This window comes from Sphingomonas sp. (assembly GCF_030145815.1).
Taxonomy (GTDB): Bacteria; Pseudomonadota; Alphaproteobacteria; order Sphingomonadales; family Sphingomonadaceae; genus Sphingomonas.
The window spans coordinates 136,202-149,951 of the sequence record NZ_JAIXHL010000007.1; the positions used below are offsets into that span (position 1 = coordinate 136,202).

A 13,750-nucleotide genomic window follows, 5' to 3' on the forward strand; every position below is an offset into this window, starting at 1 on the left:
GCGGCTGCGCAGACAGCCGTTGAGCAGCTCGGCAAAATTCCGCCCTCTGCGAGGGCGGCCCCTCCGTCAGCGCTGCGCGCTGCCACCTCCCCCAGCAAGCTTGGGGGAGGAATGGTGTGGCGCCCTGCTGTGTGCCCCGCTAGAGCGGCGGGGATGGAGCGCAAGGGCATCAAGGGGATCGACCGGCGCACGCTGCTGATCGGTGGCGGTGCGGGGATCGGGCTGATCGTCGCATGGGCGGCGTGGCCGCGCACCTATCTGCCCAATCTGCCGGTCCGGGAAGGCGAAACGGCGTTCGGCGCGTGGCTGAAGATCGCGCCGGACGGACAGGTCACGGTTGCCGTACCGCAATGCGAATATGGGCAGGGCGTGTTCACGACGCTGCCGCAGATCGTAGCCGATGAGTTGGGCGCCGACTGGCGGCGGGTCGGGGTCGAGCAGGCGCCGCTGAGCCCGCTTTACGCCAATGCGCTGGCGGCGGGCGAGCTGTTCCCCGGCGTGCTGCCCGAGCGGCTGCGTGCCACCCATGCGCAGCGCACCGCGCTGGTGCTGACCGGCGCGTCGACATCGCTGCGCCAGTTTGCGGGGCCGCTGCGCGAAGCGGGTGCGGCGGCGCGGGCGATGCTGTGCCAGGCGGCGGCGCGGCGCTGGGGCGTCGAATGGACCGCGTGCGACACGGCGAACGGCTTTGTCGTGCATGACAAGCAGAAGATCGGCTTTGGCGAGATTGCGGCGGAGGCGGCGGGCGAAGACGTGCCGGCCGACCTGCCGCTGCGCGAGGGCGAAGGTGCACGGCTGATGGGCGAGCCTGCGCCCCGGCTGGACGCGCCGGGCAAGGTGAATGGCAGCGCGAATTTCGCCGCCGACATCCGCCTGCCCGACATGGTGTTTGCCGCCATCCGGCAGGGGCCGGTGGGCACGGTCAAGCTGCATTCGGTGGACGAAGCGGCGGCGCGCAAGGTTTCGGGCGTGCTGCAGATCGTCAAGGACGAACGCTGGGTCGCGGCGGTGGCCAATAACAGCTGGGCGGCGCAGCGCGCGCTCGACGCGATGAAGCCCCGGTTCGAGGTCGCGACCAAGGTCGACAGCGCGTCGATCCAGGCGGCGCTCGATGCTGCGCTGGATGGCGAGGGAACCCGGATCGAGTCGGAGGGCGACCTGTCCGCGGCGTTCAAGGGCGCGCGCGTGGTCACCGCCGAGTATCGCGTCGGCGTGGCGCTGCACGCGGCGATCGAGCCGATGGCGGCGACCGCGAGCTTTGCCGACGGGCGCTGCCGCATCTGGATGGCAACGCAGGCGCCGGGCCTCGCCCGCGCGGCGGTGGCCGATGTGCTCGGCATGAGCGAGAGCAATGTCGTGATCCATCCGGTGTTCGCGGGCGGATCGTTCGGACAGAATCTGGAGCATGACGTCGCACGGCAGGCGGCGGTGATCGCGCGCGAAGTGGGCAAGCCGGTGCAGCTGACCTGGTCGCGCGGCGAAACGTGCCTGCACGACCGCTATCGCGCCCCCGCCGCGGCTCGCATGACGGCGCGGCTGGGCAGCAATGGTGCGGTGGCGGGCTGGCTCGCCAAGATCGCGGCACCGGCGAGCGGGCATGAGCTGGCGGCGCGGCTGATGGCCGGGGACGGTGCGATTGCGGCCGGGCTGAAGCTCGCCGGCAGCGGCGATCCGGCGGCGGTGGCGGGGGCGCGGCCGCCCTATCGCATCGCGAATCTGGCGGTCGATCACCACCCCGCCAATATCGGCATTCCAACCGGGTACTGGCGGTCAGGATCGCATGCGACCACCGCTTTCTTCACCGAGAGCTTCATCGACGAACTGGCGCACGTCGCGCAGATCGAGGCGCATAGTTTCCGCATCGCGATGCTGGGGGGCGAGCCGCGACTGGCACGGTGCCTGTCCACCGTCGCGACGCTGGGCGGGTGGCAGGGCGGGCTTGCGGGCAGCGGGCAGGGGCTGGCGTGCCATGCCTTTGCCGGATCCTATATCGCGGTGATGGTCGAGGCGTCGGTCGGTGGCGACCAGCGGATCAAGGTCGATCGCATCGTCGCGGCGGTCGATTGCGGGCGGGTGGTCAATCCGGACGTGGTGCAGCAGCAGATCGAGGGCGGGCTGATTTTCGGCATGGCCGGGGCGCTGGGCGCGACGACCGGCTTTACCGGCAACATGGCCGAGGCGCGCGGGTTCGCCGATCTCGACCTGCCGCGGCTGGCCGACACGCCCGAGATCATGATCGAACTGATCGCAAGCGAGGCCGAGCCGGGCGGGGTGAGCGAGCTGGCGGTGCCGCCGGTCGCGCCCGCCATCGCGAACGCAATCCATGCCGCGACCGGCGTGCGGTTGCGGCAACTTCCTTTGATCCCCGGAGGCGAATGATGGCGTTACCGCAAGGCCACCCCGCGGTTGCGCCGCGGCGGATCGGCGTGCTGCTGGTCAATCTCGGCACGCCCGATGCGCCCGATGCGGGTGCGGTGCGGCGCTATCTGGGCGAGTTTCTGTCGGATCGCCGGGTGGTGGAGATACCGGCGCTGATCTGGCAGCCGATCCTGCGCGGCATCATCCTGCGTACGCGTCCGGCCAAGTCGGCGCATGCGTACCAGCAGGTGTGGACCGATGACGGGTCGCCCCTGGCGGCGATCACCAAGCGGCAGGCGGCGGCGTTGCAGGCGGCGTGGCCCGAAGTGATGGTCGACTGGGCGATGCGCTACGGCAATCCGTCGATGCCGGCGAAGCTGAAGGCGATGAAGGATGCCGGGTGCGAGCGCATCCTGATCGCGCCGCTCTACCCGCAATATTGCGCGGCGACGAGCGCGACGGTGGTGGACAAGGCGTTCGAGACGCTGGCTGCGATGCGCTGGCAGCCGGCGCTGCGCACGCTGCCGCCCTATTTTGACGATCCGCGCTACATTGCGGCGCTGGCGGAGTCGGTGCGGACGCAGTTGGCTGCGCTGGAGTTCGAGCCTGACGCGGTGCTGGCGAGCTTTCACGGGATGCCGCAGCGGACACTGGAGCTCGGCGATCCTTATCACTGCCATTGCCGCAAGACCGCGCGGCTGCTGGGCGAGGCGCTGGGGCGTGAACTGACGGTGACGTTCCAGTCGCGGTTCGGGCGCGCGAAGTGGCTGGAGCCGGCGACCGATACGGTGCTGGAAGCGCTGCCGGGCAAGGGCGTGAAGAAGATCGCGATCGTCGCGCCGGGGTTTTCGGCCGACTGCCTCGAGACGCTGGAGGAACTGGCGATCCGCGGGCGCGAAAGCTTCGAAGCGGCGGGGGGAACGCATTTTGCCTATCTGTCGTGCCTGAACGACAGCGCTCCGGGCATCGCGATGTTGCGCAGCATTGTCGCATCGGAACTTGCGGGTTGGGTCGACCTTCCCTAGCCTTTGGGTAAATCGGCTTAGGAGAGAGTATGGCACGGGTAGCGATCGTAACCGGCGGCACGCGCGGGATTGGCGAGGCGATCAGCGTCGCGCTCAAGGACATGGGGATGACCGTTGCCGCCAACTATGCCGGCAACACCGCGCGGGCGCAGGAATTCACCGAGCGGACCGGGATCTCGGCGTTCAAATGGGACGTCGCCGATTATGACGCCTGCCAGGCGGGGATCGCGGAGGTCGAGGCGGCGCTGGGGCCGGTCGATGTGCTGGTCAACAATGCCGGTATCACCCGCGACGGCACGATCCTGAAAATGACCTACCAGATGTGGAAGGAGGTCATGGACACCAATCTTGGCGGGTGTTTCAACATGGCCAAGGGTGTGTTCCCGGGCATGCGCGACCGCAAATGGGGGCGCATCGTCAATATCGGGTCGATCAACGGTCAGGCCGGCCAGTACGGCCAGGTCAATTATGCTGCGGCGAAGAGCGGGATCCACGGCTTCACCAAGGCGCTGGCGCAGGAAGGCGCGCGCGCCGGGGTGACGGTCAACGCGATCGCGCCGGGCTATATCGACACCGACATGGTCGCGGCGGTTCCGGCGGAAGTGCTGGAGAAGATCGTCGCCAAGATCCCGGTCGGACGGCTGGGCCAGGCGAACGAGATCGCGCGCGGCGTGGCGTTCCTGTGCTCGGAAGAGGGCGGGTTCGTGACTGGGTCGACGCTTAGCATCAATGGCGGGCAGCATATGTACTAATGGGCGCAGGGGCGGCGACGCCCGCCCCCGGGTGCGCCGAGCCATTGGCGCAGCGCCCCGCCCGGACGGCGGGGCCGCGCAAGCGGAACCCGTCCGACGCCAAGCACGGGCTTTGCCCGTACTGACACAGAAATGGGGCAGCTCTCGCATTCCGAGAGCGGCCCCTTTCTTCATCACAGTCCGATCAGAACCGCACGCCGATTCCCGCAACGCCCTGATGGCGGGTCATGCCAGCCTCGTAATCGGTGTAGCGATATTCGACCTTGGCGAAGACCTTGTCGGTCAGCTTGTGCTCGACGCCCGCACCGACGCGGAAGCCGTCGGCGTTGCCGTTGCCGGCGACGGTGAGCAGGCGGAAGTTGGAATAGCCCGCCTTGGCGTAGATCAGCGTCTTGCCGGTGACGACGCCGACGCGACCGCCGATATAGAGGTCGCGGCTGGCTTCAGCCACGGTCGCCGCACCGGCCTTGAGCTTCGCGGTCGAGTCGGATGCTTCCGCCTCGATCCCGAACACGGCGCTGCCCTTTTGGACGTCATAGCCAAGGCCGAGGCCGTAGACGAGGCCGTCGGGGTTGCGCACGCCGGGGGTGTTGAGATCGACCACGTCGTATCCGGTGATCACGGTCGCCTTGGCACCGCTGAAATCTTCGGTGTCCTGGGCGAGCGCCGGGGTGGCGACGGTGGCGAGGGCGGCGGCGAGGGCCAGAGCGATCTTTTTCATGTCATGCGTTCCTTGCAACTTCGAATGGCGACGCGGCGGCGTGCCGCGGTGGCCCCGATGTGCTGGAGCGGCTGCGTGCGAACCACTGACAGAAACTGAGAATGCATGGCCGCTGACACTGGACTCCGGCGGCAGGGGGCGTAGGGTCGCGCGCATCGCCTTTGGGGGAAGAGGTTCGATGAAGCAGCTCGCACGCTTGGCCGCGGTTCTGGCACTGGCGCTCACGCCGATTGCCGCCTGGGGCGATTCGAGTCCGCAGGTGGTGTTGGCCACGCCGGGCATGGGGGATGGCGCGATCGAGCGCTATACCGTGCGCTTCAGCCAGCCGATGGTGCCGCTGGGCGATCCGCGCGCTGCCTCCCCGATCAAGGTGACCTGCGCGGTCGGCGGCGAGGGGCGCTGGGTCGATCAGCAGACCTATGTCTGGGAATTTGCCAGCCCGCTGCCGGGCGGGACGACCTGCACCGTTGCGCTGGAAGAGAAGCTCAAGAGCGTGGCCGGCTATGCCGTGTCGGGCAAGCGCGAGTTCACGATCGATGCCGGCGGGCCGACGGTCAAGGCGATGCTGCCGCAGCGCTGGGGCGGGGAGATCGAGGAGGATCAGGTCTTCCTGATCGGCACCAACATGCCCGCCACGCGCGCGTCGGTTGCGGCCAATGCCTATTGCGCGGTCGAGGGCATCGGCGAGCAGATTCCGGTCGAGCTGCTGGCGGAGGACGTTCCGGGGAAACTGCTGCAAGACCTCAATCCCAAGCGTTGGGAAGTGCGCAACTTCCTGAGCGAGGCCGGGATGGCCGAGGCGCTGCCGGAGAAGGCGGAGGATCGTGCGAAGGTGCTGTCCAACGTCGTCGCGCTGAAGTGCGGACGACCGTTGCCGCCGGGGCGTGACGTGGCGCTGGTGTGGGGCGCGGGCGTGGCGGGTGCGGGCGGCAAGACTGCGGGCGCCGACCAGCGGTTCGACTTTACCGTGCGCAAGCCGTTCGAGGCGCGGTTCGAATGTTCGCGGGTCAATCCGCAGGCGGGGTGCAACCCGGTCAAGGAAGCCTATGTCCGCTTTACCGCGCGCATTCCCCGCGAACAGGCCGAGGCGATCCGCATATCGCTGCCCGACGGCAAGGAGCTGAAACCGGCGCTGAGCGACGAAGACAAGCGCGCCAATACGATCAGCGACATCAAGTTCGCCGGACCCTTGCCGGCGTCCACCACCGGCAAGGTGGTGCTGCCCGAGGGGCTGAAGGACGAGAGCGGGCGGGTGCTGGCCAATGGCCAGCGCTTCCCGCTGGAGGTGCGCTTCGACGAGGCCCCGCCGCTGGTGAAGTTCGCCGCGCCGTTCGGGATCATCGAGGCGCAGGAGGGCGGGGTGCTGCCCGTCACGGTGCGCAATGTCGAACCCGCGCTGCAGGGCAAGGGGCTGACGATTGCGGGCCAGCGGCTGCGCGTCGAGGCGTCGGACGGCGAGATCGCCAAATGGCTGCGCACGATCGACGACGCCGATGATTACAAGAGCGAGGAGGTCAAGAAGGGCGCGGAGACGGTCACGATCAACCAGACCGGTGCCGCGTCGATCCTGACCGGGGCGACCGGCAAGGCGCTCCCGGCGATCGCGCTGCCCGGCAAGGGCAAGGAGTTCGAGGTCGTCGGAATCCCGCTGGGCAAGCCCGGATTCTATGTTGTCGAGCTGGCCTCGCCGCAACTCGGCAAGGCGCTGCTGGGCCGCGATGCGCCGCGTTATGTCGCGGCGGGCGCGCTGGTCACCAACATGGCGGTGCATTTCAAATGGGGCCGTGAGGGCTCGCTGGTGTGGGTCACCGCGCTCGACAGCGGCAAGCCGGTGGGCGGGGCGGATGTGCGCGTCACCGACAGCTGTTCGGGCCGGTCGCTCGCCACCGGCAAGACCGATCAGTTCGGTCGTCTCGCTGTCGCGCAGGGAATCCCCGAGCCGCAGAGCTGGGGCGGGTGCGATGCGGGCAACGCCCCGCCGCTGATGGTGTCAGCGCGCAAGGGCGATGACATGAGCTTCACGCTGACCGCGTGGGGCGAGGGCATCCGGCCGTACGACTTCGACCTGCGCTATGGCTATGAGGCCGCGAGCGACATCGTCCACACCGTGTTCGACCGCGCACTGGTCCGCCAGGGCGAGAGCGTCAACATGAAGCATATCCTGCGCCGCCCGGTGGCGAATGGCTTCGTCTTCCCGGAAGGCTTCAGCGGCAAATTGCGCCTGTCGCACAGTGGGTCGGACACGCAGTTCGAGCTGCCGGTGACGATCAGCGCGATGGGCAGCGGTGAGACGCAGTGGAACGTGCCGCAGGGCGCGCCGATGGGCGATTACAACCTGCAATTCGTGAAATCGGACGGCAAGGGTGGCGAGGAGACGCTGTGGACCAGCCAGTCGATCAAGGTCGACGAATATAAGCTGCCGACGATGAAGGCGTCGGTCGCCGGGCCGAAGGAAGCGGCGGTGCGGCCCAAGACGCTGCCGCTCGACCTGTTCGTCGGATACCTCTCGGGCGGCGGGGCGTCGAACCTGCCGGTCGAGCTGCGCATCGGCTATTATGATGAGAGCGATACGCCCGATGGCTGGGACGGCTACACGTTCGGCGGGCGTGCGATCGAGGAGGGGACCAAGCCGCTCAACGGCGATGGCGAGGAGGATGAGGCGAACAGCCTGCCACCGATGCAGACCCTGCCGGTTACGCTGGGCGCCGATGGCACTGCGCGGACCAATGTCGACATCCCCCAGACGCTGGCCGGCACCAGCCGGATGCGGGTCGAGATGGATTATCAGGATGCCAATGGCGAGGTGCTGACGGCATCGCGCGGTATTACGCTGTTCGGCTCGGCCGTGCAGCTGGGCGTCAAGACCGATGGTTGGCTGATGAAGGAGGACGACCTGCGGCTGCGCTTCGTCGCGCTCGATCCGCAGGGCAAGCCGTTGAAGGGCCAGAAGGTTCAGGTCGCGGTGTATAGCCGTGAAATCCTGACCGCGCGGCGGCGGCTGATCGGCGGCTTCTACGCCTATGAAAACAACATGCGCACGACCAAGATCGACGCATCCTGCTCGGCGAAGACCGACGAACTCGGCCTGGCGCAATGTTCGATCGACCCGGGGGTGTCGGGCGAGGTCTATGTTGTTGCGACCACCACCGACAGCGCGGGCAATGTCGCGCGCGCGACAACGTCGGTCTGGCTGGCGGGCGAGGATGACTGGTGGTTCGGCGGAGACAATGGCGACCGGATGGACGTGATCGCCGAGGCGCAGGAGTACAAGTCGACCGACACCGCACGCTTCCAGGTGCGGATGCCGTTCCGTGAGGCGACGGCTTTGGTGACGGTGGAGCGCGAGGGCGTGCTGTCGAGCTTTGTCACCGAGCTGTCGGGCGACAATCCGGTGGTCGAGGTGCCGCTGAAGGGCGTCTATGCCCCCGATGTGTTCGTTTCGGTGATGGCGGTGCGCGGGCGTGTTGGCGGGTGGAAATTGTGGTGGGCCGATCTGGCGCGGCGTTGGAACCTGCCCTTCTTCTCGCGCGAGGGGGCGAAGCCGACGGCGTTGGTCGATCTGGCCAAGCCGAGCTTCCGCATGGGCATCGCCAAGATCAAGGTCGGCTGGGAAGGGCACCGCATGGCGGTGACCGTCAAGGCGGACAAGGATCGCTATGCCGCGCGCGACACCGCGAAGGTCGCGCTGCAGGTCAAGAACCCCGATGGCAGCGTCGCGCCCAAGGCCGATGTCGCGTTCGTCGCGGTAGACGAGGCGCTGTTGCAGCTTGCCCCGAACGAGAGCCTGGATGTGCTCAAGGCGATGATGGGCGAGCGGCCGCTTTCGGTGCTGACCTCCACCGCGCAGACGCAGGTGGTGGGCAAGCGGCATTATGGGCGCAAGGCGGTCGAGGCCGGCGGCGGTGGCGGCGGCGATCTGTCGGCGCTGAACCGCGAGAATTTCCAGCCGGTGCTGTTGTGGCGCGGCACCGTGCCGCTCGATGCGCAGGGTCGGGCGCAGGTCGATGTGCCGCTGAGCGATGCGCTGACTGCGTTCAAGCTGGTCGCGGTTGCGGTCGGCAGCGACGGCCAGACGTTTGGCATGGGCGAGACGGCGGTGCGGACGGCGCAGGATCTGAGCATCTTTGCCGGGATTCCGCCGCTGGTGCGCGATGGCGATTTCTTCTCGGCGGGCTTCACGCTGCGCAACGGGTCGGACAAGCCGATGAAGGTGACGGCGAAGGTCGAGCTGTCGCCCAAGGTGGCGACGGGGCGTGACTTGACGGTCGAGATCCCGGCGGGCGGCGCGGTGCCGATCGCGTGGAACCTGACCGCGCCCAAGGGCTTCGACAAATTGCAGTGGAAGGTCACCGCGCGCGACGAGTCGGGCAAGGCGGTCGATGCGGTGACGGTGGTGCAGGATATTGCCCCGGCGGTGCCGGTCGAAACCTGGGCCGCGACGCTGGCGCGCGTGGGTGAGGGCGGGCCGATATCGATTGCGCCGCCTGCTGGAGCACTGCCGGGTGTGGGCAGTGTCACGGTGCGGCTGACCGAGACATTGGTCCCGCCGCTGCAGGGTGTGCGCGATTATATGGCGGCATACCCCTATGGCTGTTTCGAGCAGCGCACGTCGCAGGCGGTGGTGCTGGGCGATATGGGCGCTTGGAACCGGCTGGCGGGCGAGATGCCGGTCTATCTCGATCGCGACGGGTTGCTGCGATACTTCCCGTCGGAGAGCCTGCGCGGGTCGGAGGCGCTGACCAGCTATATCCTGTCGATCACGGCGGAAGCCGGGCTGCCGATCCCCGAAGCGTCGCGCGGGCGGATGATCGAGGCGCTGAAGGCGGTGCTCGATGGGCGGCTGCGGCACGATGACTATGGCGATGTGCGGCTGCAAAAGGTCGCGGCGTTTGCGGCGCTGGCGCGGCAGGGCGCGGCGTCGGCGGCGATGCTGGGGCAGCTGGGTATCACGCCTGCGGACATGCCGACATCGACGCTGGCCGATTATATCGCGGCGCTGGGCCGGGTGCCCGGCCTTGCCAATGGTGCGCAGCTGCGCGCGGCGGCGGAGGGCGTGCTCAAGACTCGGCTGGTCTATGAAGGCACGCGGATCGACCTGAGCGACAAGGGCAATACGCCATGGTGGCTGATGGCGTCGGGCGACGAATCGGTGCTCAAGGCGCTGGTCGCGACGCTGGGTCGCCCGGCGTTCCAGGGCGAGGGGCCGAAGATGATGGTCGGTGCGGCGCTGCGTCAGCAACGCGGGCATTGGGACACGACCACCGCGAACGCATGGGGTGTGATTGCCGCGCGCAAGTTCGAAGGCGTCTATCCCGCCGCGCAGGTCGCGGGGATCACGACGGCGACGATCGGTACGCAGGTGGTGACGCGCAGCTGGCCGTTGGCGGAACCGCAGAGGAGCCTGTTGTTCGCTTTGCCGCGGGCGCAAACGCCTTTGGTGCTCGCTCAGTCGGGCGGGGCGGGGCCATGGGCGAGCGTTCAGGTCAAGGCGGCGGTGCCGCTGACCCAGCCGCTCAATGCCGGTTACAAGCTGACCCGCACGGTCGAGGTCGTGCAGGCCAAGACCAAGGGCGTGCTGACGCGCGGCGACGTGCTGAAGGTCACGCTGACGGTCGAGGCGAGCGCGGATCGCAGCTGGGTGGTGATCAGCGATCCGGTGCCGGCCGGCGCGACGGTGATCGGGTCGCTGGGCGGCCAGTCGGAGATGCTGGCCGAGGGCACCAGCAGCGGCGGGACCAGCTATGTCGAGCGCGGGCGCGATGCGTGGCGCGGCTACTTCGCGTGGATGCCGCGTGGGACGCACAGCGTAAGCTATGCGATGCGGTTGAACGCAGCGGGGCGGCTGCAGCTGCCGCCGAGCCGGGTCGAGGCGATGTACTCGCCCGAGATCCGCGCGGCGGTGCCGAACCAGCCGATGGTGGTGGTGCAGCGGTGATCTCCACGCGTTGCCCGTCACCCCCGCGAAAGCGGGGGCCCATCTCCCGGACTGTCCACCCTCGCGCCGGTGCAGTTGCCGGGCGGGCAGGAGATGGGCCCCCGCTTTCGCGGGGGTGACGGCTGGTGGGTGTGGCGTTTCTTCCTACCTTGATCGAGCGAGTCGGGGGCCTGTGGACCCGCCTCGAAGCGACCACGCATCGTGCGTGGTGGACCGGACCGCGCATTGCGGTGGCGGCGATCCTGATGCTGGCGGGGGTGCATGTCGCGGTGGACTGGGCGACGCTGCCGCCGCCGTTGACGTCGCACCGCGCGACCGTGGCGGGGTGGAAGCCGTCCGAGGCGTGGCTGTATGACCGTGAAGGGCGCTTGCTCGACAGTTCGCGGGTCGATTTTCAGGCGCGGCGGCTGGGCTGGACGCCGCTCGACAAGATCGCGCCGGAGGCCGTGGAGGCCATTGCAAATGCCGAAGATCGCCGCTTTCGCGACCATGACGGGGTGGACTGGTGGGCGGTTGCCGGGTCGATTCGCGACAGACTTGAGGGCAAGCGCGCGCGTGGGGCGTCGACCTTGTCGATGCAGGTCGCGGCCTACCTGGCGCCCGATCTGGCCGCGCCGGGATCGCGCGGGGTGATGGACAAATTGCGCCAGATGCGTGCGGGCGCGGCGCTCGAACGCGGGTGGAGCAAGGACCAGATCCTCGAAGCCTATCTCAACCTCGCCGGGTTTCGCGGGGAGGCGCAGGGGATTGGCGCGGCGGCGTTGGGGCTGTTCGGCAAGACGCCCGATGCGTTGACACGCGACGATGGCTTGCTGCTCGCGGCGTTGCTGCCCGATCCGTCGGCGGGGGCGGATGCGGTGGCGCGGCGGGCCTGTGCCTTGTCGCGGGACGATGACTGCAGTCGCTTTGCCGGGGCGGCGGCGTCGATGCTGGGGCCGGCGCGCAGCCTGACGCTCGATCCTGGGCTGGCGATGCATCTGTCGAACCGGATGCTGACGCAGCCGGGATTGCGGGTGAAGACGACGATCGATCTGGACGTGCAGCGCGTCGCGATCCGGGCGTTGCGGCGGCAACTGGTGGGGCTGGGAGGTACGCGCGCGCGCGATGGGGCGGTGATCGTTGCGGACAATGCCACTGGCGAGATCCTCGCCTGGGTCGGCGGCATCGGGGGCGCGTCGACCGCGCCCTCGGTCGATGGGGCGGCGAGCTATCGTCAGGCGGGATCGACGCTGAAGCCGTTCCTGTACGCTCAGGCGATCGAGAAGGGGTATCTGACCCCCGCCTCGATCCTGGACGACAGCCCGGTGCAGCTCGACACGGCGTCCGGCCTGTATGTGCCGCAAAATTACGACCGCGCGTTCAAGGGACCGGTGAGTGCGCGATCGGCGCTGGCCGGGTCGCTGAACGTACCGGCGGTGCGGACATTGATCCTGACCGGGGTGGAGGCGTTTCGCGACCGGCTGTGGGACAGCGGCTATCGCGGGCTGACCGAGAGTGGCGATTATTACGGGTTCAGCCTGGCGCTCGGGTCGGCGGAGGTGACGCTGGTCGAGCAGGTTGCGGCCTATCGCAGCCTCGCGCGCGGCGGGCGCTGGTCGCCGTTAAGGGTAGAGGCGGATGCGAAAGCGGAGGCGGATCGGGTGACGACCACGCCGCAGGCGGCCTGGCTGGTCGCGGACATGCTCGCCGATCCGGCGGCGCGGGCATCGACCTTTGGCATGGACTCCGCGCTACGCCTGCCGTTTTGGGCGGCGGTGAAGACGGGGACGTCAAAGGCGATGCGCGACAATTGGTGCATCGGCTTTTCGGACCGCTACACGGTGGGGGTGTGGGTCGGAAATTTGGAGGGCGATCCGATGCGCGCGGTGTCGGGCACCAGCGGGGCGGCACCGGTGTGGCGCGACGTGATGATGGCCCTGCACGCCGAGCAGCCGGGCCGCGCGCCCGAGCGACCCAGGGGAATCGAGGCGCGGCAGGTCAGCTTTGACGGGAATATCGAACAGCCGCGTCGGGAGTATTTTCTGGTTGGCACCGGGATGGCGCAAGTGGCGGCGGCGCCGGCGGTGGCGCGGCGGCCGCGCATTGTCAGCCCGGTCGCGGGCAGCGTCTATGCGCTCGACCCCGATATCCCGATCGAGCGGCAGCGCATGGCGATCAGCGTGTCGGGGGAAGTGATCGGCCACCGGCTGGTGCTCGACGGGCGCGATCTGGGCAGCGCCGATGCGCGGCCGCTGGTGCTGGCGGGGCCGGGGCGGCACCAGTTACGGCTGGTGGCACCGGGCGGCCGGGTGGCCGATCAGATAATGTTTACCGTGCGCTGAACCAACTTCGGACACAAGCGTTATCGCGGCTGGTCCTACCCTTTCGGGGCCGGAACATAGTAAAGGCCGCGCCGACAGCGTATCCGTCGGCGCGGCCATTTTTAAAGGTTACCAGTAGAAGTTGCGATAGACCCGCAGCACGACGCCGCGACGGGTGTCGACCAGCAGCACGTCGTCATAGTGACGCACCCAGCGCTGGAAACGGCCAGCCGGGGGCAGGCGGTAGCGCCACGGGTCATTGATGAAGTAGCGGCTGCCATAATAGGTCGGGGCGATGCGGACGCCGGCACGGAAGCCCTGATAACGGAACGGCGCGCGCCAGTTGCCCCGGGCATAAACGCCGCGATTCGAGCCGCGATAGGTGCGCCAGTCATTGTCGCCCCAGCGGCGGTTGCGATCCTGCACCGCGTCGCGATAGTCGCGGCGCGCTTCACGCACGTCGCGCTGTTCGCGGCGGACATCGCGGCGGTCGCCATAGCGGCGGGCGTCGCGCAGCTCGCGCTGTTCCTCACGGAGATCCTGGCGCTCGCGGCGCACTTCGCGCTGCGACTGGGCGCTGGCGGCGGGCACCATGACCGGCATGGCGACAGCGGCGATCAGCGCGGTTGCGATGAATTTCCTCATTTCGTCCTCCTTCG

At 68.5% G+C, this 13,750-nt stretch carries 7 protein-coding genes; 5 read left to right on the top strand and 2 right to left on the bottom strand.

Features of this window, described 5'->3' with window-relative positions; genetic code table 11:
- Window positions 1-153: 153 nt before the first annotated feature.
- Genes KYX69_RS08220 through phbB form a run of 3 tightly spaced genes read left to right on the top strand, consistent with a single transcriptional unit; the run spans window position 154 to window position 4,135 of the window.
- On the top strand, window positions 154-2,379 hold the full coding sequence (locus KYX69_RS08220; protein ID WP_300495929.1) for a molybdopterin cofactor-binding domain-containing protein: 2,226 nt from the start codon (window positions 154-156) through the stop codon (window positions 2,377-2,379).
- Window positions 2,379-3,383: a ferrochelatase gene (gene hemH / locus KYX69_RS08225; RefSeq protein ID WP_300495932.1), complete on the top strand. Its 1,005-nt coding sequence runs from the start codon at window positions 2,379-2,381 to the stop codon at window positions 3,381-3,383. The genes KYX69_RS08220 and hemH overlap by 1 nt, the downstream gene beginning before the upstream one ends.
- Before the next feature lie 29 nt (window positions 3,384-3,412).
- Window positions 3,413-4,135, top strand: a complete 723-nt coding sequence (gene phbB, locus KYX69_RS08230) for an acetoacetyl-CoA reductase (RefSeq protein ID WP_300495935.1) — start codon at window positions 3,413-3,415, stop codon at window positions 4,133-4,135.
- A gap of 184 nt (window positions 4,136-4,319) precedes the next feature.
- Here the strand turns inward: phbB and KYX69_RS08235 are convergent, their stop codons facing one another.
- Window positions 4,320-4,856 carry an outer membrane protein gene (locus KYX69_RS08235; protein WP_300495937.1) on the bottom strand — a complete coding sequence of 179 codons (537 nt, stop codon included), beginning with the start codon at window positions 4,854-4,856 and terminating at the stop codon, window positions 4,320-4,322.
- 178 nt (window positions 4,857-5,034) lie between these two features.
- Between KYX69_RS08235 and KYX69_RS08240 the strand changes: the two genes are divergently transcribed.
- Window positions 5,035-10,791: an alpha-2-macroglobulin gene (locus tag KYX69_RS08240; protein WP_300495940.1), complete on the top strand. Its 5,757-nt coding sequence runs from the start codon at window positions 5,035-5,037 to the stop codon at window positions 10,789-10,791.
- A 245-nt stretch (window positions 10,792-11,036) separates the two neighbouring features.
- On the top strand, window positions 11,037-13,112 hold the full coding sequence (pbpC, locus tag KYX69_RS08245) for a penicillin-binding protein 1C (RefSeq protein ID WP_300496045.1): 2,076 nt from the start codon (window positions 11,037-11,039) through the stop codon (window positions 13,110-13,112).
- Window positions 13,113-13,220: 108 nt separating this feature from the next.
- Here pbpC and KYX69_RS08250 read toward each other — a convergent pair whose 3' ends face one another.
- Window positions 13,221-13,736 (bottom strand): RcnB family protein, encoded by a 516-nt coding sequence (locus KYX69_RS08250; RefSeq protein WP_300495943.1) that lies wholly within the window; start codon window positions 13,734-13,736, stop codon window positions 13,221-13,223.
- Between the last annotated feature and the right edge of the window lie 14 nt (window positions 13,737-13,750).

Bases quoted from the DNA above. Each gene is read 5' to 3' on its own strand.
- KYX69_RS08220 (WP_300495929.1), top strand. From the start codon at position 154: ATGGAGCGCAAGGGCATCAAGGGGATCGACCGGCGCACGCTGCTGATC.
- hemH (WP_300495932.1), top strand. From the start codon at position 2,379: ATGGCGTTACCGCAAGGCCACCCCGCGGTTGCGCCGCGGCGGATCGGC.
- phbB (WP_300495935.1), top strand. From the start codon at position 3,413: ATGGCACGGGTAGCGATCGTAACCGGCGGCACGCGCGGGATTGGCGAG.
- KYX69_RS08235 (WP_300495937.1), bottom strand. From the start codon at position 4,856: ATGAAAAAGATCGCTCTGGCCCTCGCCGCCGCCCTCGCCACCGTCGCC.
- KYX69_RS08240 (WP_300495940.1), top strand. From the start codon at position 5,035: ATGAAGCAGCTCGCACGCTTGGCCGCGGTTCTGGCACTGGCGCTCACG.
- pbpC (WP_300496045.1), top strand. From the start codon at position 11,037: ATGCTGGCGGGGGTGCATGTCGCGGTGGACTGGGCGACGCTGCCGCCG.
- KYX69_RS08250 (WP_300495943.1), bottom strand. From the start codon at position 13,736: ATGAGGAAATTCATCGCAACCGCGCTGATCGCCGCTGTCGCCATGCCG.